Origin of the sequence: Kribbella sp. NPDC050459, assembly GCF_040655315.1 — a bacterium.
Lineage (GTDB): Bacteria > Actinomycetota > Actinomycetes > Propionibacteriales > Kribbellaceae > Kribbella.
In genome coordinates, this window is record NZ_JBFAJQ010000016.1 from 119,345 (window position 1) to 144,275 (window position 24,931).

20 protein-coding genes, 1 tRNA gene and 2 pseudogenes are annotated in these 24,931 nt (G+C 66.4%); 11 read left to right on the forward strand and 12 right to left on the reverse strand.

Annotated features, from left to right (window positions below; translation table 11 throughout):
- Window positions 1-693: 693 nt before the first annotated feature.
- A complete protein-coding gene (locus tag AB0I12_RS36620; protein WP_359939077.1) occupies window positions 694-2,010 on the forward strand; it encodes an IS110 family transposase in 1,317 nt (438 codons plus the stop codon).
- Window positions 2,011-2,248: 238 nt separating this feature from the next.
- On the opposite strand, the gene AB0I12_RS36625 is transcribed toward AB0I12_RS36620, so the two are convergent.
- On the reverse strand, window positions 2,249-2,905 hold the full coding sequence (locus AB0I12_RS36625; protein WP_359939079.1) for a helix-turn-helix domain-containing protein: 657 nt from the start codon (window positions 2,903-2,905) through the stop codon (window positions 2,249-2,251).
- 93 nt (window positions 2,906-2,998) lie between these two features.
- On the opposite strand from AB0I12_RS36625, the gene AB0I12_RS36630 reads away from it, so the two are divergent.
- From AB0I12_RS36630 to AB0I12_RS36640, 3 genes are all read left to right on the forward strand, one after another.
- On the forward strand, window positions 2,999-3,937 hold the full coding sequence (locus tag AB0I12_RS36630; RefSeq protein ID WP_359939082.1) for an NADP-dependent oxidoreductase: 939 nt from the start codon (window positions 2,999-3,001) through the stop codon (window positions 3,935-3,937).
- Window positions 3,938-3,964: 27 nt separating this feature from the next.
- Window positions 3,965-4,645 carry an SDR family NAD(P)-dependent oxidoreductase gene (locus tag AB0I12_RS36635; protein WP_359939085.1) on the forward strand — a complete coding sequence of 227 codons (681 nt, stop codon included), beginning with the start codon at window positions 3,965-3,967 and terminating at the stop codon, window positions 4,643-4,645.
- A gap of 781 nt (window positions 4,646-5,426) precedes the next feature.
- A complete protein-coding gene (locus tag AB0I12_RS36640) occupies window positions 5,427-6,893 on the forward strand; it encodes an alpha/beta fold hydrolase (RefSeq protein ID WP_359939337.1) in 1,467 nt (488 codons plus the stop codon).
- A gap of 45 nt (window positions 6,894-6,938) precedes the next feature.
- Here the strand turns inward: AB0I12_RS36640 and AB0I12_RS36645 are convergent, their stop codons facing one another.
- Window positions 6,939-7,508: an OsmC family protein gene (locus tag AB0I12_RS36645; RefSeq protein WP_359939087.1), complete on the reverse strand. Its 570-nt coding sequence runs from the start codon at window positions 7,506-7,508 to the stop codon at window positions 6,939-6,941.
- Between the two features lie 12 nt (window positions 7,509-7,520).
- Complete coding sequence (locus AB0I12_RS36650) at window positions 7,521-8,684, reverse strand: NAD(P)/FAD-dependent oxidoreductase (RefSeq protein WP_359939090.1); 1,164 nt, start codon at window positions 8,682-8,684, stop codon at window positions 7,521-7,523.
- A 166-nt stretch (window positions 8,685-8,850) separates the two neighbouring features.
- On the opposite strand from AB0I12_RS36650, the gene AB0I12_RS36655 reads away from it, so the two are divergent.
- Both AB0I12_RS36655 and AB0I12_RS36660 read left to right on the forward strand, forming a co-directional pair.
- Window positions 8,851-9,528 (forward strand): AzlC family ABC transporter permease, encoded by a 678-nt coding sequence (locus AB0I12_RS36655; RefSeq protein WP_359939093.1) that lies wholly within the window; start codon window positions 8,851-8,853, stop codon window positions 9,526-9,528.
- A complete protein-coding gene (locus tag AB0I12_RS36660; protein ID WP_359939096.1) occupies window positions 9,525-9,842 on the forward strand; it encodes an AzlD domain-containing protein in 318 nt (105 codons plus the stop codon). The genes AB0I12_RS36655 and AB0I12_RS36660 overlap by 4 nt, the downstream gene beginning before the upstream one ends.
- A gap of 1,224 nt (window positions 9,843-11,066) precedes the next feature.
- Here the strand turns inward: AB0I12_RS36660 and AB0I12_RS36665 are convergent.
- Complete coding sequence (locus AB0I12_RS36665; protein ID WP_359939339.1) at window positions 11,067-11,435, reverse strand: SbcC/MukB-like Walker B domain-containing protein; 369 nt, start codon at window positions 11,433-11,435, stop codon at window positions 11,067-11,069.
- Window positions 11,436-11,846: 411 nt separating this feature from the next.
- Here AB0I12_RS36665 and AB0I12_RS36670 point away from each other — a divergent pair, with 411 nt between their 5' ends.
- Window positions 11,847-12,011 (forward strand): hypothetical protein, encoded by a 165-nt coding sequence (locus AB0I12_RS36670; protein ID WP_359939099.1) that lies wholly within the window; start codon window positions 11,847-11,849, stop codon window positions 12,009-12,011.
- A 9-nt stretch (window positions 12,012-12,020) separates the two neighbouring features.
- On the opposite strand, the gene AB0I12_RS36675 is transcribed toward AB0I12_RS36670, so the two are convergent.
- From AB0I12_RS36675 to AB0I12_RS36685, 3 genes are all read right to left on the reverse strand, one after another.
- Window positions 12,021-12,311 carry a hypothetical protein gene (locus tag AB0I12_RS36675; protein WP_359939102.1) on the reverse strand — a complete coding sequence of 97 codons (291 nt, stop codon included), beginning with the start codon at window positions 12,309-12,311 and terminating at the stop codon, window positions 12,021-12,023.
- A 556-nt stretch (window positions 12,312-12,867) separates the two neighbouring features.
- Complete coding sequence (locus AB0I12_RS36680) at window positions 12,868-14,340, reverse strand: family 20 glycosylhydrolase (RefSeq protein WP_359939104.1); 1,473 nt, start codon at window positions 14,338-14,340, stop codon at window positions 12,868-12,870.
- Between the two features lie 1,463 nt (window positions 14,341-15,803).
- Complete coding sequence (locus AB0I12_RS36685; protein ID WP_359939107.1) at window positions 15,804-16,346, reverse strand: PadR family transcriptional regulator; 543 nt, start codon at window positions 16,344-16,346, stop codon at window positions 15,804-15,806.
- A gap of 117 nt (window positions 16,347-16,463) precedes the next feature.
- On the opposite strand from AB0I12_RS36685, the pseudogene AB0I12_RS36690 reads away from it, so the two are divergent.
- Together AB0I12_RS36690 and AB0I12_RS36695 are read left to right on the forward strand one after the other, a co-directional pair.
- Window positions 16,464-17,287: pseudogene (locus tag AB0I12_RS36690) on the forward strand (SDR family NAD(P)-dependent oxidoreductase).
- The gene (locus AB0I12_RS36695) at window positions 17,284-18,111 is read left to right on the forward strand and encodes an SDR family NAD(P)-dependent oxidoreductase (protein ID WP_359939110.1); all 828 of its coding nucleotides are present in this window, start codon (window positions 17,284-17,286) and stop codon (window positions 18,109-18,111) included. The pseudogene AB0I12_RS36690 and the gene AB0I12_RS36695 overlap by 4 nt, the downstream one beginning before the upstream one ends.
- A 273-nt stretch (window positions 18,112-18,384) precedes the next feature.
- On the opposite strand, the pseudogene AB0I12_RS36700 reads toward AB0I12_RS36695, so the two are convergent.
- Together AB0I12_RS36700 and AB0I12_RS36705 are read right to left on the reverse strand one after the other, a co-directional pair.
- Window positions 18,385-18,567, reverse strand: a pseudogene (locus AB0I12_RS36700) (IS110 family transposase); the annotation flags it as partial.
- Window positions 18,568-18,770: 203 nt separating this feature from the next.
- The gene (locus tag AB0I12_RS36705; RefSeq protein ID WP_359939114.1) at window positions 18,771-19,469 is read right to left on the reverse strand and encodes a helix-turn-helix domain-containing protein; all 699 of its coding nucleotides are present in this window, start codon (window positions 19,467-19,469) and stop codon (window positions 18,771-18,773) included.
- 1,147 nt (window positions 19,470-20,616) lie between these two features.
- Between AB0I12_RS36705 and AB0I12_RS36710 the strand changes: the two genes are divergently transcribed.
- Window positions 20,617-21,759 carry a toll/interleukin-1 receptor domain-containing protein gene (locus tag AB0I12_RS36710; protein WP_359939117.1) on the forward strand — a complete coding sequence of 381 codons (1,143 nt, stop codon included), beginning with the start codon at window positions 20,617-20,619 and terminating at the stop codon, window positions 21,757-21,759.
- A 104-nt stretch (window positions 21,760-21,863) separates the two neighbouring features.
- Window positions 21,864-22,493 carry a helix-turn-helix domain-containing protein gene (locus tag AB0I12_RS36715; protein WP_359939120.1) on the forward strand — a complete coding sequence of 210 codons (630 nt, stop codon included), beginning with the start codon at window positions 21,864-21,866 and terminating at the stop codon, window positions 22,491-22,493.
- A gap of 86 nt (window positions 22,494-22,579) precedes the next feature.
- On the opposite strand, the gene AB0I12_RS36720 is transcribed toward AB0I12_RS36715, so the two are convergent.
- From AB0I12_RS36720 to tenA, 3 genes are all read right to left on the reverse strand, one after another.
- Window positions 22,580-22,652, reverse strand: a tRNA-Lys gene (locus AB0I12_RS36720).
- Between the two features lie 60 nt (window positions 22,653-22,712).
- Window positions 22,713-24,260 carry an NAD(P)/FAD-dependent oxidoreductase gene (locus AB0I12_RS36725; RefSeq protein ID WP_359939123.1) on the reverse strand — a complete coding sequence of 516 codons (1,548 nt, stop codon included), beginning with the start codon at window positions 24,258-24,260 and terminating at the stop codon, window positions 22,713-22,715.
- A complete protein-coding gene (gene tenA / locus AB0I12_RS36730) occupies window positions 24,257-24,919 on the reverse strand; it encodes a thiaminase II (RefSeq protein WP_359939126.1) in 663 nt (220 codons plus the stop codon). The genes AB0I12_RS36725 and tenA overlap by 4 nt, the downstream gene beginning before the upstream one ends.
- Window positions 24,920-24,931 lie beyond the last annotated feature (12 nt).

Sequence of the window (24,931 nt, forward strand, 5' to 3'; positions counted from 1 at the left end):
ACCGGGAAAATGGTGCGTAAGTGGTGTGCGGCAGACACAACGAAGCCCAGGACACTTGCGTGACCTGGGCTGTTGTGCGCCGCCAGGGACTCAAACCCCGAACCCGCTGATTTCCAGCTGAGGCTGATCGACGTTTGCCGATAGTGCGCGAAAGTTCTTACTGATAAGGGATTCGCGGGTGGCTGCGCTCGCATCGGTTCTCATCGCTGACCATCCTCTCGCGCTGATTGAGGTGCGTAAAGAGGTGGGTGGCAGGCTCTGCCGAGCCTGCTAGTCCGGCCTTCCAGTTCGAAAGCTGGTCCTGGCTTTCGCGTCATCCTCTGGTTGTATCGCTGGCTACAGAGAGTGGCGAGCTGAGGGTCGAGAATCGGGGTGCCCCGGCCGGATGGGCGAGCGGCAGATCTGCAGCCAGACCGCGGCATATTTGCAATCATCGGCCTGGCAGATTTGCAGGCTAGGAGGCGGCTACTTGTTGACTTCTTGTACGGCGGCAGCCAGGCCAGGCTGTTATCGAGGTGTCTGGCGGGACGCTCTCATATCAGCGGCTGCCCACCATGATGGGTGTGGCTCTCATCTGGCATGCGGTCTCGTCGGGCGCCGTGGTGAGGCGTGGCTCCAGAGGGGATTGCCCGGCTCGAAGTAGCTTTGCCCGTCCTTGCCGACCCTAGCTCGAGGGAGGAGGAGGTCGAACAGATGAGCCAAGTGATCGTAGGTGTGGACCCACACAAGAAGTCGGTGACGATCGAGGCGGTCAACGAGCACGGCCAGGTGCTGGCCACCGGTCGGTTCGGCACCGACAGCACTGGCTGCCGGTTGATGATCAAGTACGTGCACAAGCAGTGGCCGCATCGTCGGTGGGCGGTCGAGGGTGCTCATGGGGTGGGCCGACCACTTGCGCAGCGGCTGCTCGCCCAGGGCGAGGCGGTCGTCGATGTGCCTGCCAAGCTGGCAGCGCGAGTGCGCGTCTTCGACACCGGCAACGCACGTAAGACCGACGCCACCGACGCGCACGCCGTGGCCATGGTCGCGCTCCGCACGCCGCGGCTGAACCAGCTGGCCTTTGACGAGGAGCTGATCGCGCTGCGGCTGCTGACCGATCGTCGTGACGAGCTGTCCCATCGGCGGGTGCAGACGGTGAACCGGCTTCAACGCCTGCTCACGGAGCTGATTCCAGGCGGCGCCAAACGCGATCTGTCAGCGCTCCAGGCCAAGCGGCTGCTGGCGACGATGAAGCCGAGAACCCTTGTAGGTAAGACGATGCGGCGGATGGCCACGGAGGAGATCGAAGACCTGATCGCAGTCGACACCAAGCTGAAAGCGATCAAGAACGAACTCCGCAGCGCGGTCGTGGTTCGCGGCTCGCACCTGATGGACCTGCACGGGATCGGGCCTGCCGGCGCCGCCCGCATCTTGTCCGACGTCGGTGACGTGGCCCGGTTCCCCGACCGCAACCACTTCGCCTCCTGGACCGGCACCGCGCCACTGGACGCCTCCGGCGGAGACCAGATCCGACACCGGCTGTCGCGCGCCGGGAACCGCCGCATGAACCACGTGCTGCACATCGCCGCGATCGTGCAGATCCGCCACGACACCGAAGGCCGCGCCTACTACCGCCGCAAGCTCGCCGAGTCCAAGACCCCGATGGAGGCCCTGCGTTGCCTCAAGCGGCGGCTGTCCGACGCCGTCTACCGCCAGCTCGTCGCGGATGCGCACGCCGACGAAACCATCGCCGAACAAACGGATCCGGGTGGGCAATCGGGGGCGACTCCACAATCCAGCGCGGCCGACCTACACACCCCGGACATCGGCTCTTCGGATAAGCCACAGCCCGGACCCGCACCACCGACGCTACCCCGATCCCGGCCCAACTCAACCCCACGCGGCCTCGACAGCCAGCCCACTACGACGACGCGCCGGAGCCGTCAAGGTGCAGCGCCCCGTCGGACGAACGACCTTGACGGCGACAAGCCGCGGCGCACACTCCCACGGCGAAGAGACCGCCGCTCTTGACATAGAGGGGAACCAGATTTGCAGCCTGGTGCATACCCGGAGGGCGAGCGATTGATCTGGAACCCCGGGGCCGAGCCCGAGTCGCCGCTGGGACGCGTCCTACCACGCCATCCGCGTGCGCCTCCCGGACATCGATGTCGTCGACCGTGTACCACTCCGCATCCACCGCGGCCCCGACCAGCCTCATCAGAGTGCTCCTGCCGCTCTGCCGCGCACCGGTACCAGGCCGGCGATGAAGTCAGAGGTATGACGCTCTCGGTCGCCCGAAGCGGATCATCGCGCGGTAGAGCGCCGTACGCGTAGGCGGCTCGGCCAGCGGCGCCTCCGTGCCGGGAGAGGCGAACGAGCGGAGCATGTGGCTCACCAGGCGGCGCCAGGCGTCCGGAGCGGAGTCGGCGGTCGCGGCAACGACGCCCGCGTTGGCCATGAGGAGGATGACGAGGTCCTCCGGGCTGAAGTCGTCGCGCAAACGCCCGGCGGCCTTGGCCCTGGAGACGAGCTCGACGTACCCGTCGTACGCCTGGGCACGACGGGTCTCCAGCGCCTTGGCGGCCGGGAACGTCATGGTCAGGACGTCGGCGAAGCCGCGGTCGGCGGCCTGCATCGCGCAGACGGCCTCGATGTACCCGGTGAAGCCGCGCCAGGGATCGGGATCGGCGAGCGCCTCGTCGACGGCAGCGGCGTACGCGTCCATGCGGTCGGCGAAGACGGCGGTGACGAGCTCGTCGCGGGTCGCGAACCGGCGCGCGAGGGTCGCCTTGCCGACTCCTGCCTCGCGGGCGACCGAGGCCATCGACACGGCCAGCCCTTCGGAGGCGTACAGCCGGCGGGCTGCGGCCAGGATGCGGTCGCGGTTGCGCTCGGCGTCGGCGCGGAGTCCTGGCGGCTCGGTCATGGTCACAGTCTAGCGAACTGGAACGCCCGGCCCACTTATGCCTATGCTGGAACTGGAAACGGGTAGGCCGTTCCACTTATGGAAGGTGATGTCATGCGCGCCGTAGTCCTCGAATCCACTCCCGCCGCTCCGTCGGTCGGTGAGGTGGAGATCCCTCGCCCGGCGGCGGGTGAGCTGCTGGTGAAGGTGGCGGCCTCGTCGGTGAACGGCTTCGACGCCTCGACCGCGGCCGGTTACCTGCAAGGGGCGATGGAGCATCGCTTCCCCTTGGTGGTCGGGATGGACTTCGCCGGGACCGTTGAGGCGCTCGGCGACGGCGTGAACGGGTTCGCGGTCGGCGACGCGGTCTTCGGCGTCGTACGGAAGCCCTTCCTGGGCGCCGGCTCCATGGCGGAGTACGTCGCTGTGTCGGCGGCGGACGGTGTCGTCGCGATTCCGGACGGGCTGAGTCTTCAGCACGCGGGTGCCCTGGGGCTTGCCGGTACGGCGGCGCTGGACGCGGTCAACGCGGTGGACCCGGCGGCAGGGGAGACGCTACTGATCTCCGGCGCGACCGGTGGCGTCGGTGCACTCGCCGTTCAGCTTGCGGCCCAGCGCGGCGCGACGGTGATCGCGACCGCGCGCTCCGGCACCGAAGCCGAGTTCGTCTCTGGGCTGACTGGTTCGAGGATCCAACTGGTCGACTACACCGGCGACCTGGAGGCACAGGTGCGCGCGATAGCGCCCGATGGGGTGGATGCGGTGCTGCACCTCGCGGGTGACATCGAGCAGTTGGCGAGCTTGCTGCGGCCGGGCGGACGGATCGCGTCGACGCGCATCATGAGCGCGGACGCCATCGAGCGCCCGGACGTCGCCGTCCACGTGGTGATGGCCGACACCAACGCGAAGACCCTGTCCGACCTTGCCGCGCGATCCGCCTCGGGTGAGCTGCGCGTGCCGGTCACCGCCACCTACGGATTGCAGGAGGCACCCGAGGCTTTCGCTGCCTTCGAGGCCGGTGCCCTCGGCAAGCTCGCCATCACCTGCTCGTAAACCCCAACAAAAGAGAGAGTTCTGATCGTGCCCACTATCGCTATCGTCGGGGCAGGCCCAGGCATGGGTCTCGCCATCGCCTGTACGTTCGGCAGCCGCGGCTTCGACGTCGCCCTGATCGCCCGTACGCCGGCCAAGCTGGACGCCCTGGTCGAGCAACTCGGCCAAGACGGCATCAAGGCGGCCGCCTTTCCCGCCGACATCATGGATCGCCCCGCTCTGACTGCCGCACTCGACGCCGCCGCGGCCCGTTTCGGTTCAGTAGACGTCCTCGAGTACTCGCCGGCTCCGCATACGCCGGTTGCCGGTCTGACCATGGTCACGCCGAGCGAGTCGACCGTCGACGACCTCCAGCCGCAGCTCGAGTACAACTTGTACGGCGCGGTCACCGCAGCTCGCGCCGTACTGCCAGCGATGCGCGACGCGGGCGCCGGCACGTTGCTGTTCACCACCGGCGGCGGCTCGGTCAACCCGAACCCGATGCTCGGCAACGTCAACGCGGCCGCCGCCGCCCTGCGCAACTGGGTCCTCAACCTGCACAACGAACTCGCCGGCACCGGCGTGTATGCAGCCCACGTGGCAATCAGCACCTGGATCGGCGACAACGCCCCCGAAGGCTTCCCGTCGGCCACCCCGGAACAGATCGCCCCGCTCTACTGGGATCTGTACGAGGGCCGCGACCAGGCGGAGTACGTCTTCACCGGCTGACGCCTCAGAACGCATCCGGGCCGAGATGATCGACGATCCACTGGGCCGACAGTTGAGTTGACGTCACGTTGGTTTCGGCCTCCGGAACGTCGACCTCCACGATGAGCCAGCCGTCGAACGTCTCGGGAAGAGCGGCGATCGCGGCCAGGAGCTCGACGTCTCCGCGGCCGGGTCGGTCCAGACGGTGCGATGCGTTCGGCGGTGAGTCCGGTGGCCAGGAACACCTCGGTGTTGCCGAGCTCGGCCTGGACGGCGGCGTGCCGTTTCGCGGCCTCGGCAACGTCGCCGGGATCTGCGGCGACGTCGGCGGAGAAGTAGCCGGGGGCGGGCTCGGGTCCGTACTGGGTGAGGCGCGCGGACCTGGTGCTGATCGAGCCCTGTGAGGGTCTTGCCGGCCTGGAACGACACCTCGATCGTCCAGCGGCGTCCGGCCACGCGGACCAGCTCGCGCAGCGGCACCGGGCGCGGCGACCAGCAGCGGTAGTACGGCAGTTCGCCGGTGGTGTTGTTGCGGCGGATCAGTAGCCACCGGTACCCAGTGGCGCCGGTGCGGCTGGGCCGGATGCTGATCCAGGCCCAATCGTAGAAACGCTGCCCCTTGGAACCGACGCCGGCCGACAGCCGCGGCGTACCTGAAGGCGCAGCAGACCTTGACCCCGGCACCGCTCGACCGCGTGACGCAGAAGGGCTGACCCGGCATAGTCGTCATGTGGTGCTTGGGTTCGGTGGGGATGTGGAGTTCGACCCGGCGTTGTTCGAGGTACGGCGGGGTGGCGTGCCTGTGCCCCTGGAGCCGCAAGCGTTTGATGTACTCGCCTACCTCGTCTCGCACCGTGACCGGGTCGTTCCGAAAGAGGAACTGATGGATGGCGTCTGGGGCGGCCGGTTTGTCAGCGAAACGGCCGTCACCAGCCGGATCAAGCAGGTACGGCGGGCGCTCGGGGACGACGGCCACAGCCAGCGGATGATCCGGACCTTGCACGGCCGCGGGTACCGGTTCGTCGCGCCGGTCGAGTCCAGGTCCGAGGACCGGCCGAGCGAGCCGATCCGGTACACCGTCTCCGACGGACTCCACATCGCCTACCAGATCACCGGCGGCGGGGAGCTCGACATAGTGCTGATCTCGGGCTTCGTGTCGCACCTCGAACTGGACTGGGGAGACCCGCGGCACGCGCACTTCCTGCACCGGCTCGGCTCGTTCGGCCGGCTGATCCGGTTCGACAAGCGCGGCACTGGGATGTCGGACCGACCGTCCGGGCTCCCGGACGTGGAGACGCGGATGCACGACGTACTCGCGGTGATGGACGCCGTAGGATCCCGGCGCGCCGTCCTGGTCGGGTACTCCGAAGGTGGGCCGATGGCGATCCTGTGCGCCGCGGTCCACCCGGAGCGCGTGGCCGGACTGGTGCTGTACGGCACCTACGCGAAGCGGATCTGGTCCGAGGACTATCCGTGGGCGCAGAAGCAGGAGGAGCGTCAGGCCTACACCAACGAACTGGTCAGCAAGTGGGACTGGGGGGCCGACATGCTGATGCGCTGCCCGTCGGCCGACGCACCGATGCAGCGGTGGTGGGCGCAGCGGATGCGGTCGGCCGCGACGCCGTCGACGGTGCAGGCGCTCATGGACATGAACTCGCTCGTGGATGTCCGCGACGCGTTGCCGGCCGTGCGTGTGCCGACACTGGTGATGCACAGGATCGACGATGCGCTCATGAACGTCGGCGGTTCGCGCTATCTGGCGGAGCACATCCCCGGTGCACAGTTGGCGTTGCTCGACGGTGCGGACCATTTCGTGTCGGGGAACCCGGACCAGCTTCTCGACACGATCGAGCGGTTCCTGCGCGACCTGCCCACGCCGAGGGGGCATCCGATGGCGCTGGCCGCTGTCGCGGCACCGGCCGGACCAGGTGCCGCCGATTTGGCCGACGGGCTCGTGGCGGCCGGCGGCCGCCGCGCCTCTGGTCCTGACGGTCGTGCGCTGGTGCTGTTCGACGGACCGGCAACCGCAGTGCGCGCCGGCCTCGCTCAGTTGCACCGCACCGACAGACTTGGTGTCGCCATCGCGGAGGTGCCACGGCACGAGACTCAGCTCGACGCACACGGCGTACGGCTGGCCGTCTCACTGGCGGACCAAGCGACTCCGGGGTCGTTGTGGCTGAGTTCGGCTGTGAACGACTTGGTGGCCGGGTCCGGTGTTGTGACCGAGCCAGTGGAAGACGCGGTCTTCAGGGCCGTCGCTGCGGAGTGAAGGCCGGTCTGCCAGCCCCGAGTGGCAGACCGGCCCTGTGGGGGATCAGGCGGTCGCGACGTCGACCGATACCGGGACGCCGTGCGTCATGACGTCGTACACCGCGGAGCGCTTCATCGACTGCGCGACCAGTGCCTTGAGCTTGTCGGCTTCAGCGTCGCCCTTGACGTGGAAGACCACGCGGATCGTTTCGTAGCCGTTGCGCACCTCGGGGTCGAGTCCGAGGATACCGAGCAGGTTGATGTCGCCCTCGACGGTCGACGTGACCTCCTCGAGGTCGATGCCGCGGGCCGCCGCGATGTTCGCGAGTCCGGCGGTCAGGCAGGCGGCGAGTGCGTGCAGCAGATGCTCGGCCGGCGTGGGTCCTTGGTCGGTGCCGCACAGCACCGGCGGGTGGTCGGCGTCGAAATGAAAGTCCGCGGTACGGGCGTTCTCCTGACCGGCCCCGTAGTAGCGGTTGATCGTGCCGCGGTTGTGGGTGCCGCTGATCCACCGGTTGGTGGCGCGGAACTGGAACCGGGCGATTTCGGGTTGGGCCTTGACGGCGTCGAGGGTCGCGAACAGTGCGGCGGTGTCGACCCCGTTGCGGTGGCTGTCGGTGGCGGTTGCGGTCATGGTGCGGTCCTTTCAAGCGGCGAGATGCGCTGTGAGTCCGGGAAACGAGGCCAGTTCGTCGGCCTCACGCTCGAGTGCCTCGCTGAGCCGCAGCTGCAGTTCGACGAAGCGGTCGGGCGCTGGGAAGGCGGTGAGGGCGCGGGTCAGCTCGAACACCTCGCGCGCCATCAGATCGCGGTGCTGCTGGTACGACGTCATCGCGGCCGGCTCGTCGCGCGGGTCGCCAAGACTGTCGTTGACGGCGGTCGCGAGGAGCTCGGCGTCCCGGAACGCGTCGGTGATGCCGTGCCCGGTGATCGGGTCCCGGTGGTAGCCGGCGTCGCCGACGAGCGCCCAGCCGGGGCCGTGGGCCTGACGGCGGTAGTTCGGCAGATCGGCGGTACCACGGAGCCTTGTGGTGACCTCGCCGACTTGCTCGCCCAGGTGGGGCACGAGTTCTTGGAGCTGCTGGACGAAGACGGGGATGCGCGCCGAGCCCGCCGTACGGATCGGTTCGAGGAGCGGGGTCGGACGGATCAGCCAGACGCAGGCGGTGTCGTCATGCGTCGGGAAGACACCGGCGAAGGTGTCCTTTGCGATGTGGAACTCGTAGGTGTCGGGTCTGAGTCCGGTCACGTACGTGTAGAAGACCGCGCAGGGTGAGGTGAAGTGCTCGAGCGTCTCGGCGCCGAAGTATCCGGCCATCCGCGACCTCCTGCCGTCTGCGCCGATGACGATGCGAGCAGGTAGCTCGATCAGTTCGCCACTCGCGGTTCGACCGGTGATGCCAGTGACGCGCCCGTTGTCCGAGCGCAGTACGCCGGTCGCCGTCACGCCGGTGTGGAGTTCGGCCCCCGCCTCGACGGCTGCGTCGGCGAGCAGGCCGTCGAGGATGTGGCGACGTGGCGCGACGAGCGCATCCACGCCCGCGCGTTCCTTGATCCGCCGTACCTTTGTCTCGCCCTGCGCATCGAACAGCACCTGGGTGATCGCGGGTGCGCCGCTCGCGAGCACGCGATCGAGCAGTCCCCAGCGCGACAGCTGGACCACACCGCCGCGCAGCAGCCCGTGGGTCGACAGCGTGTCGCTCGGCAGTTGCGCCTTGTCGACCATCACGACGTTGCGGCCCAGCTCGGCCAGCAACTTCGCGGTAGCCGCACCGGCACAGCGTGCGCCTACGACGAGTACGTCGTACATTTTCTGCCCCCATCTCATCGTGATGGGACGACTCTGCGTTGTTGCGGCGGGCAGATGCTTGGAGAGGATGTGGAGGCCGGGTGGAGGGACAATCTCCACGAGTTCTCCACATTTCCTGCTGTCGCCAGCCAAGCGGTCTACGCGCGACCGGCCTGAAGGTTGTGGCATGAGGACTCTTGTCGACAGCCGGCCATCTGAGCTGGCATTACGCGACACCGCGTCGGTGGCGCTGGGGCTGGGCGCGTTCGGTGTGACCCTCGGGGTGACCATGTCCGCTCTCGGAATCGGCGCGCTGCCCGGCCTGATCGGTGCGGCCGCTGTGTACGGCGGCAGCGCGCAACTGACCGCGGTGACACTCATCCACGCCGGTGCCGCGTTTCTGGCAGTTGTCGTGTCGGCGGCGATCGTGAACGCGCGGATGCTTCTGTACGGCGCGTCGCTGTCGCCGCGGTTCAGCGACCAGCCGACCTGGTTCCGCTGGCTGGCGCCGCAGTTCATCATCGACCAGACGTACCTGCTGTCCGGCGCGCGGCCCGAGCTCGTCGGGCGCGCGTTCCGGCGCTACTGGGGATCTCTCGGCGCGTTCATCCTGGTGGTGTGGTGCGCCTCGATCGCTGTCGGCATGGTCGCCGGCCCCGCGCTACCGGACCTGCCGCACCTCACCTTCGTCGGCACCGCGATGTTCCTCGGCCTCCTGGCACCCCGGCTGACCAGCCGCCCTGCTGTCACTGCCGCTCTGACCGGCGGACTGGTCGCTGCCGTGGTTGCCCTGGTCCGCCCGGAGCTCGGCATCCTCTGTGGAGCCATGAGCGGCGTCATCGCCGGATCGGCGGCCCGACGATGACCGCGCTCCTCGCCCTCCTCGCTCTGGGCGCTATCAGCTGGGTACTCCGCATCACCTTCATCACCCTGGTCCCGGCCGACCGGCTACCTGCCCGCCTCCGCGACGGACTCGAGTACCTGGCGCCGGCGGTGCTCTCGTCGATCATCGCGGTGGAGCTCATGCGCCTCGTCCACGACGCAGAACCCCTCGACCTGACAATCCTCCTGGCCGGCGCCGCCACCATCGGCTGGGTAGCCCACCGCACCCGAAACATCTCCCTCGCCTGCGGGCTGGGCGTCGCCGTCGTACTCATCCTCGACTACGCACCCCTCTGAGCCCAGGCCTACCCGGCGCGGTGTTGTTCGGCCAGAGCGGGCAGCGTCAGCGGCTCCGGCGACGAGCTCGAGGAGGTCGCGGCGGAACCGCGAGCGTTTCGCTGTCTCGATCGCGGGGATCCGGCCGTCGCGGGCGCGGGCCTTCGTCTCGGCGATCGGCAGGTCGAGGATTCTCGCCGCGTCGCGGAGGCCGACCAGGACGTGGTCACCAGTCGGGGGCACTGCCCGGGGTGGACGGTGAGGATGCCGGCCTTCGCGAGCAGCTGGACCCGTTGCCGGGTGTCGTGGAGCAGGGCCGCGGCTTGGGATGCGGTGAGCATCGGGTCGGCGGCGAGGCGAGGCTAGCCGCTGCCCGGTTCGGCGGGAGCATCAGCTCGCCCTCGGATCCCCAGGAGCCGATCTCGAGCGGTGGTCTCGACATGTCATGCCTCCAACCGGATGAGGTTGGTGGCTCAACGCTGGCCCGCAGGGTCGGAACCGAGGTTTCGGCAAGGTTGCGAAACGATGTGACGTGATGTGACGCACAGTCACGATCAGATGAAGAGGCCGCGGCCGTCCAGTGCCGACGGCTTGGTGCTACTTCGGTCCAAAGAGGGACATAAAGGGGTAGCAGCAGACATGAAGAAGCCCAGGACACTCGCGTGGCCTGGGCTGTTGTGCGCCGCCAGGGACTCGAACCCCGAACCCGCTGAATTCCAGCTGAGGTTGATCAGCGTTGCTCAATGATGCTCGGAATCGCTTACAGGTAACGGATTCCATGCCTGCTTGTTGCGCGTAAGTTCTCATCGGCAACCATCGTCTCGCGCTGATTGAGGTGCGTAAAGAGGTGCGTCGTGGGTCCGCTGATGAAGCCTGGAGATCGTCGATGGACTCGTCGGGCAGTCTCACGGCTCGGTGGTCCTCAGCCGGATGTGCTGAAGCACGGTCCGGTGTGAGTGCCCAGGAGTTACACCGGTGGGAACAGGCCGCGGCCGCCGGAGACGCGGCAGTCGCCGGCTCCCGAAAGCTCGCCACTGGCACGTTCCCGGCAGACAGCAAGCTTCCGAACCTTGCCACCTTCGTGGACGGCCTAGCGGCGTCGGACGAATCGGGAGCCGTTCGCGGACAATCGCGCGCCTGACGACAACAGGCGCCGGCTAGATCTGTCGGCGGAGGTCCAGAGCGCGGAGTTGCAGTTCGTCTGGGATGACGGACGGGAAGAGCCGATCGATCAAGGCCAGGTATCTACGGCAGATCGGCAGAGTCGGTCAGTAGCCGGTGACCGTCCCAGGTGAATCTGGCGGTGGTGACTGCGTTGTCGCCGTCGCCGTCGGCGGCGGTGACGAGTTGGTGGATGCCGATGCCGGGCAGTTCGGCGTACGTGCACCATTCGTGGTCGGAGGTCAGCATGAGGTCCAGGTCGAGGGCTGCAAGGAGCGCGAAGACCTGGCCGCGGTTGGCGGTGTCAACACCGACGAAGACCTCGTCGAGGAGGATGACCCGTGGCGCGGTGGAAACGGTCCGATAGTGCGCCGCCACCACGGCGAACAGCGGAAGGTGCAAGGCGATCGCCTTCTCGCCGCCGGACAGAGCACCGTGCAGCTTCCTCGTCAGGGGCTGATCCCAGGTCCGACCGCATGAACCCGCGAGCCCCTCGACACCCGGACATACCTCGGCACCCTGTCCCGCGCCAGCGCACGACGAACAGCATTCCGCGAGATCCCCAGCGCACGCGCGATCGCGATGATCGCTTTGCCCTCCGACCTGTGCAGCCGACGGATCTAAGCCCAGTCCTCCACAGTCATCACCCTTCACAGGGTCACGCACGGGGCCCACTTTCAACCCTCGCGAGAGGGTCAGTCTTCACCCGTCGTCGATAGTAGGGATTCCTCTACACCAGGGGTGTTGGTGTTTAGGTTTTCCTGCGTGGGAGGAGTTGCAACGATGCCGACGATCGGTGAGCTGCTGGCTGAGTTGGGACTGTAAGAAGTTCGGTGTAACTCCCCGATCCTGGGAGTAGATCTGATGACCGAGATGATGTCCGATGTGGAGCGTGCTGAGGAGCCGAAGCCCGAGTCAGGGGTGGATGGCCTGGACGAGCAGCTGGTTGAGCAACTGGTGGGTCAGGCCCGGGCCGGCGGGCTGCAGTTGACCGGTGAGGGTGGGTTGTTGCAGCAGCTGATGGCATAGGCCGCGCCATCAACAATCAGCTGGAGCAGGCCGGCGGAGTGGGTGTCGGCGAAATGCACAGTGTGGCTGAGCGTGCGAGAGGCTGCCGAGCACCCCTCGGCCGACTCGCCGGACTTTGTGCGACACGAGCCCTGCACCCAGCCCGGAGCAGCCCGAGACCGTCACCGGTCCGAAGTCGAGGTCGTCGAGTTCGTCGAGCTGCTCGTGATCGAGTACGTCGAACAACTTGTCGGCGTTCTTGGGCTTGCGCCACAGCCGGTGAAGCGTGATCTGCCTGGTGCGCACCACCTTCTCGGCCACAGCCAACACCCCCCAGTGGCACTGTCCGTGCCGTTCCAGGACAGCACAGTGATGCCGGCATCGCACGTCCTCCCGGCGAGCCGAGGGATCAGACCGGATTCGCGTCGGAGTACTGCCGGATAGAAACTGATGGGAGGGGCGGTCGACTTCGTTTGCCGGTTGAGCATCCCCTGAACTCACGGTGTGGTGCGAGGCCGACCGTCCCGCGTTCGGCGCCATTGGCTAGAGGCCGAGGAACCTTCTGTGGGCGCCGCCGGCACTGGCGGCCGAGTGCAGCCAGGCGGATGGCGACGTCAAGACCAGAAGCACGGCCAGCAGGAGTATGGCGGCGCCGAGAACGGAGCTGAGGGCGACGGCAGTGCCTTGACCACCCAAGCGCCGGCCATCGCGTTCCCGACAGTTCGTGTCCTCGACTTGGTCGAAGCCGGAACACCTTCTGCGCCGTACACCGCGGCCGCCGTCGCCCTGACGAGACTCGATGACCTTCGTGGCGATGCTCCCCAGGTGCCGCATGCGGCACAGAATGGTGAGGACAGCACCGCGGACACGCGCGATCTCAGAGGTTGGGCGTATCGATCTTCTCAGTTCCGGGACCGGTGCCAAGGGACGCGACTCGAGCCATGAAGTCGGCATACGACAGATCTTGGACCGCTCCACGCCACATTTTGTGCGCGAGGACGCCGAAACTGGGTTCGACGAGCCGGTGAACATCGTCGCCGTCGTACGCCGCGTCCACCAGATCGTTCCATACCGCCGACATCGCACCGCGAAGCAAAGGATGGCTCGCCGGGACGTTCTTGCCGTCGGCAAAGACGTGCGGCTCCCAACTGTCGTACAGCCATCGGCCGTCCAGCCCTTGGCCGTGGTAATAGTTCGCGAATGGCACGATGTAGAGCAATGCATCGTTGCTGTTGATGACCGGGTAACCATCGGCGATTGCCTGCGGGGCGTCGTACCAGCCGTTGTTCCATGAGTTGATGGTGACCCCCCGGTCGTAGCCTGCGGCACCGCCGGACATCATTGTGAAGCTGCCCCACGCGGCCGGCTGTTTGCCCAGACCGCGAACGTACGACGTGATGTCGTTGAAGTACTGTTTGTACTCGGCGGCATGCGCCCGCGGGTACTCGTCCGCGCCGACATGCACGACCGGGCTCCGGAACCACGGCACGAATTCCGCGAACACCTCCTTCATGAACGAGGTCGCCTCCGGATTCGTCAGATCGAGATGATCGGAGTTGCCCCCGTCCAGGCCGATTTCGGGCTTGAACGCGATGAACGCCCGAGCGTGCGCCGGTGCATCGATCTCGGGCACCAGCATCACCTGATGATCGGCGGCCAGATCCTCCAGCCGATGCCACTCCCTCCGAGTCAAAGCACCGTCGGTGGCCGCCATCGGCGCGAATCGCGGGTTGTCGCTCGCGAGCCGGAACGCCGAGTACACCGTCGACCAGTCGTCTCCGTCCTTGGGCTTGAAGGCGTTGTCGTTGAGGTGCAACTGGAACGTGTTGAGCTTGAACCAGCTCATGTAGCGGATGTAGCCGGACAACTGCTCAGGCCCGAACCAACGGCGACCGAGGTCCATCATGAAGCCACGGACCGCGTAGTTCGGCCAGTCGACGGTGCTCCCCACAGGCATCGACACGCAGCCGGGCGTCTCCCTCCTCAGCATCTGCAGGGCGGTTCGGGTGCCCCAGAACACTCCGGTCGCGGTCCTCGCGGCGATTCGCGCCCGATCCGTCACTTCGAGCCGGTATCCCTCGCCCACCGCAACAGCCGTGTCCGGCCCGACCACAGCCTCGGGATCGAGAGCCAGCACCAGGTCACCTGGGCGCTCACCCTTCGTTGTGATCGGAACTCGCCACCCCGTGATGTCTCGCAAGTCGGCGGCGACCTGATTCGCGACTGCTCTCAGCGCGGGATCCGCGCTGACCACTCGAAGGTCTGCATCGATCGTCAGTTGACCAACGCCCCCTGTCCAAGTCTGCAGCGCCGGTACAACAGTCGGTGCAGGGTTCTGGGCAGATGGCATGAACTCTCCAAGGGGCAACGAGCGAACGAGGCAACCATGCAAAATAGTGCTCACAGTCAAGAAGAATCGTACAGTAATGTACAGATGGCGTTGAGGCTAGACGCTGCCCCCGCCTAGGCCTCTGCCCGGCCAACTGTTCACACAGCGCCAGCAATTGCTCCACCGCCACGGTCGGCGTAGCCTGCGGTGAGCCTTGGGCCATCGGAAGTACCGCTATGGACTCAACCACGCGGGTGAAATGACGCCGCTCCTGCAACGAGGGTAGGAGCATCGGCCGCTAGTGGACCCAGCATTGCTATCCGAGTCGGTAGCCTCCGTTCGGCCCGGGGGCGTGGAGGCGGCGAAGCCGAGGTGCTTGAGAGCACCGAGCAGGGGTGCAATGAGGTTCGCGCGCCAGCCGGGACGGACTGACTAGTGCAGGGTGATGCCGCAGAGCTGCATTGACAGCATTTGCAGGAGCCGCAACGCGCTGCCGAGGCTTGCGGCCGAAGACGCTCGATGAGGCATGGGAGCTACCGTTCGCCGAGACCGCCGATAAGGCGGCGGGCGGTGCCGGCGTACACGGCGCGCAACACATGGTCGGGGAGATGTAGCCCGCTGATCGTCCAGCGACCCATGTGCGTGGCACATGAATCTACGTGCTCGTGCCCGTAGGCAACTTCGTCATGAGGGAAGTCTTCGTCGGCGGTCTCGAGAAACCGGAAGTGTTTGCGGTACACATCCACGCTGGGTGCAACGTCAGTTCCGAACAAGACTCGGTCGGCGAAGTCGACGATCAATCTGCGGGCAGCGCGGATCGCGGAGCATCAAGCAGGCGACGATTCCGCATGGTCTGACTTCGCTGCCGAACTCGCTCGCGACGTGCGGAAAGAACCTCCGGCGGCGGTCGCTTTGGCGCTGCGAGTGTGGGTACGAATGCACGGCCTCGGGTCCTTGGAGGTGAATGGTTGCCGCCTCCGATTCGATCCCGATCTGCTCCCAAGCCGTGCCTGTGAAGAAACGGGAAGCTACCTTCTCGGCCGCGAATATGGAGTATCCATCGGCCGGTGTCGTACGAGGCGCCGTTGTTGTAGGGGTTGCGGCGTGTCCGTCGCACCAGGATCTGAGCGCGTGGATCAGGCGGAGGCCTTGATCAGTCATGCCTTCGTAGATGCGGTGTGCGGCAACTTGGTGTTCGGGGTCGTTTTGCATACCGCGGCAGCATCGCGGGCGTTGACGCGACCGGCCCTTCAGTCAGGCCGTTCGTCGGAGGTGCAGGGGGAGGGCGCGCTGCGGTGGCTGAACCATCTGAGGGGTAGACCCCTGACATGGTCGGTTGGCCCCCGGGATCCTGGTTGCGCAACCGATCGACTCAGAGCTCACCCTCAGTCGACCGATCGCCAGCGTCCGGAACTGCCCACCGCCGGTGTGAGTGAGCGGAATTCGGTCCCGCGCCACGATGAGAGCGCAGCGACAGCGACGGGTCAGTGTTCTTCTGACGGCATAGCCGGGGGAACCGTTTGCGCCCATTCGGCCCACTCGGCGAGGGCGGAGTAGAGGCGGACGCCGGCTTCGATGGTGACGCGCATCGACTGGGTCTGCGGGCTGTACCCGAATTCGCCGCGGTCCTTGCGGCCGGCGTACTCGCGGTAGTGCTCGGCCAGGGCGTGGTAGTACTGCGCCTCAGTCTCGAGGTGTCGCTTCAGGTCGTCGGTGTCCATTAGCCAGAAGAACAGTGACCGTAGCAGCGGTTGCAGGCGCATGGTGTGGTCGACGTCGACCTCGGTCAGCCAGCGCTTCACCTCTGCCATTCCAGCGTCCGTGATCCGGTACGCCTTCCGCCGGCGCGGTCCCTCGCTCTCGACCTCAACCAGCCCCTCGGCGGCGAGCTTGCCGAGCTCGGCGTAGATCTTCGGGTGCTGGGCCGGCCAGATCGACCCCAGAACCTCGGTGAACCGCTGGGCCAGGTCGTACCCACTGGCCGGCCCTTCGGCGAGCAGCCCGAGCAGCCCGTGCCGCAATGACATGCCGCCTCCTTCGATCGAGTCGTACCTCTACCGAGCATCTTGACATGTCCCAACGGACACGTGCATGCTCAGATATGTCCTTAGGGACATGTCCTAGGGAACATGACAGGAGTAGATATGGCGGCCAGTCAGGCGGTACTCATCACCGGGTCGACCGGCGGCATAGGCGCCGCGACGGTCGACTTGCTCAGACACCGCGGATTCATCGTGTACGCCGGGGCCCGCAGGCCGGCCGCGTTCGGCTCTGGTGTGCACGTGGTCTCGCTGGATGTCGCGGATCCGGAGAGCGTCGCGGCTGCGGCGAAGCGGATCGCGGGGGAGGTCGATGGGCTGCGGGCGGTGATCAACAACGCCGGCGTGATCGTGCAGGGGCCGCTCGAACTGGTGCCGGCCGACGAGTGGCGGCGGCAGCTCGAGGTGAACACGCTCGGTCCGTCGTACGCGAGTTCCTGCCACTGGTTCGGGCCGGGAAGGGGCGGATCGTGAACGTGAGTGCGCCTACGGGAAGGATCGCGATGCCCTTGCTGGGAGCGTTGTCCGCGAGCAAGGCCGGGCTCGAGGCGATGTCGAATGCGCTCCGATTGGAGCTGGCTCCGTGGAACATCCCGGTCGTCGTGGTCGAGCCGGGCTCCACCGAGACCGCGATCTTCACGAAGGCGGGGGCGGCTGAGCAAGCCTCGCACAAACAGGTCGGGGCAGATCGGGTCTCGCTCTATCGTGGGCACCTTGCCGCTTATGAGAAGGCGTCGGCGCGGTTCAAGCCGGGACCGGTGGAGAAGGTTGCCGAGGTCATCGTTCGAGCGGTGGAGGCGTCGCGGCCGAAGCGTCGGTACACCGTCGGCGATGCGCGAGCTCTAGGCGCCGTCCTCACTAGACTTCCCGCCGGTCTACGTGATCGTGTCCTGAGCAGCACACTCGGATTGAACGGCATCAAGGCGTGAGGACGATCGTCTTGATCGGCGCTACGTCCGGACTGGGCCGTCGGGCGGCTGAGCAGCTCGATGGACATCGACTGTTCTTGGTCGGACGTGACGCGGGCCGTGCTGCCGAGCTGGCGAAGCGATTGCCGCAGGCATCGGTCATTGCGGCGGACGTGTCCGTGCGGGCGGGAGTTGAGCGAGTGGCGGGCGAAATCACGGCCGCGACCGATCGGATCGACGTGCTCGTGAACAACGCGGGCGTGATGACGCCGGCCCGGCAGGTCTCCGGAGACGGGGTCGAGTTGAATCTTGCCGTACATCATTTGGCGCCCTGGTCGGTGACAGCGCTGTTGTCGCCACTGATTCCGGCCGGTGGACGGATCATCAACGTGAACTCCGAAGGGCATCGGTCGCCGATGCGCGGAGGCGTGGTGCGGATCGATCCGGAGCGGCTGCAGGACGGGCCGTCCGAGTTCGATCCGTTCCTCACCTACAGCAGGACCAAGCTGGCCAATCTGCTCTACACCTACGAGCTTCAGCGAAGGCGGCCGGAACTCAGCGTGGTCGCCGTACATCCGGGTGTGGTGCGGACGGATCTCGGGCGTCAGTTCCCGCGGCTGCAGGTGGCGGCCGTGCAGGCGTTCGCGCTGTCGGCTCGCCGGGGAGCGGAGCCGGTGGTGCGGCTCGCGGTCGGGGATGAGGCGCCGACCGGCTACTACGACCGCTTCACGCCGGCGCGGTCGTCGGCAATCTCGTACAACGAGGACCTGGCGCGGCAAGTGTGGGAGGCTACGGAGCAGCTGCGCCCACATCGTCGACAACCCGGAGTAAGCGCGGTGAATTAGTTCACCTCTGCCCATGTGGATGTCGCGGCTTCGATCTCGCGCTGGCCAGGTCGTGCGGGCACCGCAGGATGCGGATTTTGAGCCTGAGGTTGACGCCGACGCGACGCGCGATCTCCGCCGCTGGCCGCTCCATTTGGAGGCGGCGAGTAGGGCTGAGTACGGCGATCTGCCGGTGGCGCGCGTCCGCTCACGGTACTGAGCTGGGAGGTTGTCTGGGCCGATGATTGGTGCTTGCCGATCGCGGTGTGGCGTCGGTGGACTCTCCTATGTTTGTCAAGCGGGGAGTGATGGTGTGCCGGTGGCGTTGAGGTGTCGGTAGATCTGTCTGGCGAGGTAACGCTTGAGACAGCGTCGGATCTCTTTGGTGGTGCGCTCGCGGGTGGCGGGGTCATGAATCATGCGGGTGATGGTGGCCATGTGCAGAGCGCGGTTGAGGCGCCGGTCTCCGCCGCGGTTGGGTCAGCGCCGATGATCAGACTCTGGATCTGACTCGTGCCCCCGAAGACCTGGCCACACTGCCTTCCATGGGACGCTGGCAGACGTCGAGCATCGCGGAGTGGTGGCGCGTACCGAAGGGCTCCGCTCGGTCTCGTCGGCGGGTGGCGAGGGGCAGGCGAGTTGGCGAAGGGCCTGGACTCCCTCGGCGAGTCTCTTAGGCGTCAGAGGAGTTCGGGGTCGTCGAAGGCGTGTTCAAGGGCTTCGGCGGCGGCTGGGTTGGCGGCTCGGCGGCCGAGGTAGACGTCTTGGGTGATGGAGACCTTGGACTGGCCGAGTTGGTCTGCGATCTGGCGGGCGGTGTGGCCGGCGTCGTCGAGGGCGGTGGCGGTGGTCTTGCGGAGGGCGTGGGAGCGGATCCAGGCGAGCTTGTCGGACTCGGCCGGTTGGGCGGCGTCATGAAGTTGGGCGAGTAGCGCGTGGTGGTTGTCGAGCTGGATGCCGTAGGTCCCCACAAGGGTTGCGATGAGTTGGTGGTCGGCCTTGATGCGGCCGGTTTCGATGAGTTCGACTCTGGTTTGGGGCCAGCCGAGGTGTTCGGCGACTTGTTTGCAGGTCATGTGGGTGTGGCGGCGGAGGGTCTTGAGGCTTTCGCCTAGGTCGCGGCGGGCGCCGGCGGCGTGCCTGGCGCGGAGCGTGGAAGTAGCCCAGCGGGGGAGGCTGAGGACGCGCTCGCCGGCTCTTGACTTGGTGGTCTTGCGGAGGAGGCCTTCGCCGGGGATGCGGGCGATGGTGTGGGTGATCTCGACAGTCCCGGCTTCGAGGTCGACGTCGGGCCATCCGGTGGCGGGGCTTCGCCGATGCGGAAGCCGGTGCCGAGCATGAACGTGACCAGGTCGGGGAGGTCGGCTTGGACGGCCCATTCGTCGGCGGCGAGGCTGTTGCGGAGGAGGGCAACTTCGTTGGCGGTGAGGGCTCGGGTGGGTTCTTGGGTTTGGCTTCGATGGCGTCGACTTCGCGGACCGGGTTGACGGAGATGGCGCCGTAGCGGACGGCGAGTTTCATCGCGCCGGAGATGATGGCGCGGCAGGTCTTGGCAGTCGGGGCACCTGCGTTGCTCTTGATCTTGGCGAGCACGGTGTCGAGGCGTGGGGTGGTGGCTTCGCCGATGCGGAGTTCGCCGAGGGCGGGGCGGATGTGGTTCTTGAGGGCTCGCCGGTAGGTGTCCAGGGAAGTCGGTGACCTTGTGCCGTCGGCGATCAGGCCCTCGAATCTCTTCTCCCAGAGGTCGAGGAGGTGGTTGATCTTGTCCAGTGCGCTGAGCTCGCCGGACTGGTTGGTCTTGGCGCGGTCTTGGAGCTTCTTCAGCAAGGCGTGCTCGGCTGCTGTCTTGGTTTTGCTGTACGCGGATACCTGGCGGACGTGACCGTCGTGGTCGCGGAACTTGGCCTGCGACTTGTACTTGGTCGGCCTGCCCTTGTCGTCAGTGTCTGTGACCCAGGTCGAGATCTCGCCCCAGGAGCCGAGGGGGATCGGTGGCTTTCGCCATGTCAAGCCTCCAGCCGGTGTGATGGTTGGCTGCTCAACGTCGGCCGGTCGTCGGGATTGAGGATTCCGGTGACGATGCGAAACGATGTGATGTGACGCACAGTTACGATCACGTGAACCGTGATGTGAGCGTGAAAGGTGGCGGTGTGCGGATCAGTCAGGAGTCGGCGCGCGGCAAATGAGTGCGTATTGAATGCGTCGCGGACATGAAGAAGCCCAGGACACTTGCGTGACCTGGGCTGTTGTGCGCCGCCAGGGACTCGAACCCCGAACCCGCTGATTCCCGATATGCTCGCGTTGGTGATGCGCGTCGGTTCTCCTTCATGCGATTGACCTGGCGGATGATCCGCAGTCCGTGCCTCCAGGCGTCCCATCGAGCTTGTAGATGCTCGTTGATTTCAATGGGGTAAGGCATGGGGATGAGGGGATCGACGGCTCGCCCAACGTCAGTCGTTCCGGGCTGATGGCTGCCCCGGTAGACTCCGGCCCTCGGTACGAGGCATACGGAAAGAGGGGGAGAGCATGTCTGAGGACAATGTTGGACCTATCGGGTTTTGGAGCTATGTCCACAAGGATGACGAAGGTGTAGATGGTCGCATCTTGCGTCTAGCACGCAGGCTGTCCGATGAATTCTCACTGCTGACGGGGCAGGAGCTTTCGATCTTCATCGATAGGTCGTCACTGGAGTGGGGTAATGAATGGGATCAGCGCATCAACGTTGCATTGCAGGAGACCACGTTCTTCATTCCGGTGATCACCCCTCGCTATTTTCTCAGCAGCGCCTGTCGGGGCGAGTTGTTGAGGTTCTCTGGATATGCGCGAAGTCTTGGTGCTGAGGAGTTGCTGCTACCAATCTACTATGTGAATGTCGCGGACTTGGCGGATGACAGCGACGATGAGGCAAAGTCCCTGATTGCAAAGACTCAATATCAGGATTGGCGAAAGCTGCGCTTGGTTGACGAAGGCTCCGCGGAGTATGCGCAAGCAGTTAACGATATGGCGTTGCGCTTGGCCGATATCAGTAGAGACTACTCGGCCAAGCCGACGCTCACGCCTGATGAGGTTGCGAGTGAGCAAGGAGGAGGTGGAGTTGTAGACGATGAGCCCGGGGTCGGGGACCTGATTGCCCAACTCGAAGAGGCGATTCCAAAATGGCTCGAAACGATTGAGTCTCTGCCGCTGGTTACTCAGGAGATCACAGAGATAATTCAGCGAGCGACCGACAAGTTGAATGCTGGAAACGAAGAGGGGAAGGGATTCGCGTACCGCGTCCTCGTTGCTCGGGAGATAGCAGCTGAAATCGCTGAGCCGGCCGAGAGGCTAAAGAATCTGGGTGAGCGGTATGCCGCTCAACTTCTTGAGATGGACCCCGGCGTCCGTGCATTCATCTCCGTATCCGGTGAACCTGAACGAACCGAAGAAGAGCGACAAAGTGCGCTGGAAGCCTTTGATAGCATCGTAGAACTGGTAGCGACCTCGCAAGATACTCGGGATTCTATCAGTGGATTCGCCGATTCTGTGCGCGGTCCAGCGAAGCAATTCCGGGACTTGCGGCCAGGTATGAATACGATTGAAGCGGGTCTGCGGAATGTCATTGACGCTCAGTCGATCCTGGAGGAATGGGGTCGGCTCATCGAGACCTCGCCGCTAAAAGCAGTGGATTAGAGCGCGGGGGTGCCTCGGGCGCGACGGAGTTGGATGCGCCCGGGCCCGAGGCGTAGTCGCGCGCGGGAGAGCGGGTTCTCAAAGTGCCGGCATGGGGTCTTGCGATGCTCCGGCGGCGCCTGATGGACGGCGGGCGGTTGGATCAGCCGATATTCGCCAACCGCGACGGCGACTACCGCGATCCGACGAACGTACGACGCGCCCTGCGGGAGGCACGGTCACCGATCGGCAGCGAGACGCGCCGAGACCTGGGCAACCGACTGCGGAAGGCACGACGGGCAGCCGGGCTGTCGCAGGCGGACACGGCGGCCAAGCTCGGCTGGCCACAGTCTCGGGTCAGTCTGGTCGAGACAGCCCGGGTCCGGCTGGAGGTCAGCGACGCCGAGAAGGTGCTGGACCTCTACCGGGTCCCTGGCAGCGAGCGGGTCGAGCTGCTGGAGCTCGCGACCGAGGCCGCAGAAGGAAGCCAGGCCGACGCGCTCGCGTGGATCACGTCGCACTCGTTCCGGAAGATCACGGCGACCATCCTGGACGATGCCGGACAGAGCGCCCGGCAGATCGCCGACCAGCTCGGGCACGCCCGGCCGTCACTGACTCAGGACGTCTACATGGCGCGGCGGGCGAAGAATCCGGACGCGGCGGCCGCGCTGGAGACAGCTCTCAACCGGTCACCCGACGTCGCCGACCGACTCGGTCACGGTGACCCGGCTGACGCGACAGGCACCTACGGCTGAGTGTGCGGTAGGACACAAAACCATGGGATAAACCATGGGTCCCACATAAGCGAAAGCCCTGGTCACCTTCGTGACCAGGGCTTTTGTGCGCCGCCAGGGACTCGAACCCCGAACCCGCTGATTAAGAGTCAGCTGCTCTGCCAATTGAGCTAGCGGCGCTTGGTGTTGCCTTCGAACGAAGAGGATCGTAGCAGGGGGATCGGGGAGATGCGAAATCGGTTAGCGGGTGAGGATGGTCATGGCTGCGTTGTGGCCGCCGAGGCCGGAGACGGCGCCGCCTCGGCGGGCGCCGGAGCCGCAGATGAGGAGGTTCGGGACGTCGGTTTCGGTGCCCCAGCGGCCGGCGTCGGCGGGGTCGGTGGCCCAGGGCCATTGGAGGTCGCCGTGGAAGATGTGGCCGCCGGGCATGCCGACCGATTCCTCGATGTCGTACGGCGTCTTGGCCTCGACGCACAGGTTGCCGTCGGCGTCCCGGGCGATGCAGTCCTCGAGGGGTTCCGCGAGGTACGACTGGAGGCCGGCGAGCACCCGGCGTACGGACTCGGCCCGGGCCGAATCGTTGTCGGAGGCAAACAACCGGGCGGGGAAGTGCACGCCGAACACGGTGAGGGTGTGGTGGCCGGAGGCAATCAGGTCGGGGGAGAGGATCGACGGGTCGGTCAGCGAGTGGCAGTACACCTCCGACGGCGGTACGGCGGGCAGCTCGCCCGCCGCGGCGGAGCGGTACGCCGCCTCGAGTTGGCTGTAGTCCTCGTCGATGTGGAACGTGCCGGCGAAGGCCTGTGCCGGGTCGTCACCCGACTTGAGTGCGGGGAGGTGATTCAGCAGCAGGTTGACCTTCAGCTGCGACCCCTCCGGCTTCTCGACATCAGTCTGACCGCGCAGCGTGGCCAGTGTCGACGGGGCGACGTTCGAGAGCACCCAGGCGCAGTCCACGGATCGCTCACCGTCACCACCGAGCCAGGTGACCGATCCGCGGGTCCCGTCGACCTGGACCGAGGTGACTGCCGCGTCGGTGACCAGGGAGGCGCCGGCGCGTCGTGCTGCTGCCGCCAGCGCGTCGGTGACCGCTCCCATACCGCCCACCGGCACCCGCCACTCGCCGGTGCCGTTGCCGATCAGGTGGTACAGGAAGCACCGGTTCTGGATCAGAGACTCGTCGTGCAGCCCGGCGAACGTGCCGATGATGGCATCCGTCGCGACGACCCCGCGGACGGTGTCGTCGGTGAAGCGCCGTTCGATGGTCTCGCCGAGCGGCCGCTCGACCAGCTCGTCCCACAACGCGCCGTCGACGCGGGAGCGGAGGTCAGCCGCCGTCCTGAGCGGCTCCAGCAGCGTGGGAGCGACAGCAGCGGCCACTGAGCCGACTGCGCCGTAGAACGCCGCCCACGCGTCGTACTCCGCGTCACTGCCGGTCAGCGCGGCGAACGAGGCACGGGTGGCCGCCCCCTCGCGACGCTCGACCATAAGGCCGACGTCGCGCCCGTCACGGCGTACCGGGGTGTACGACGCGACTGTCCTGGACCGGAGCTCGAGACCGAGGCCAAGGTCGGCCACGATCTTGTCGGGCAGCAGGCTGACCAGGTACGAGTAGCGCGACAGCCGGGCGTCCACGCCCGGGAACACGCGCTGGCTGACCGCAGCGCCGCCGGTGTGCGGCTGCTGCTCGAGGACGAGGGTGGAGAGCCCGGACTGGGCCAGATACGCGGCCGCGACGAGCCCGTTGTGCCCGCCGCCGACAATCACGACGTCGTAGAAGTCCTTCATCCCACCGGCCAATCGAGTTTGTTGTACGCGGCGTCCCAGAACATCCATTCGTAGCGGCACGTCATGGCGAAGTGCTGATGACAGCGTTCCCGCTCAGCTGCTCCGACGTCCAGTCCGTCCGTGACGGCGAGTACCGACTCGACGACTGCGTCGAACTCCTCCGAGCCGTACGTCTCGATCCATTTCCGGTACGCCGGGTCGGGGGACGACCGCTTGAGCAACTCACGTCCCACGTCGCGGTAGATCCAGTAGCAGGGCAGGACAGCGGCCACTGCCTCGGCGTACGTCCCGGTGGCGCACACAGCGGTCAGATAGGACATGTACGCCGTGGTGGTGGGACCCGAGCCGGCTACGTCGACGTCCGCCGCCGTCAGCCCCAGAGACGCCAGCAGCGACGTGTGGAGCTCACGCTCGACGGCGATCGCGTTGGCGGCGTGCAGCGCGAACATGCTGACCGCGTCCTCGTCCAGGGCGCGTCCGGCGACCAGGCTGAGCGCTCGCGAGTACGCCCGGAGGTAGTGGCTGTCCTGGATGATGAAGTACCGGAAGGCATCGTGGTCGAGCGTCCCGTCGGTCAGGCCGGTGATGAACGGGTGCCGGACGATCTCGTCGTACACGGAGGCGGCCCCGCGGTTCCACAGCTCGCTGGAAAACGTCATCCCCACTCCTCG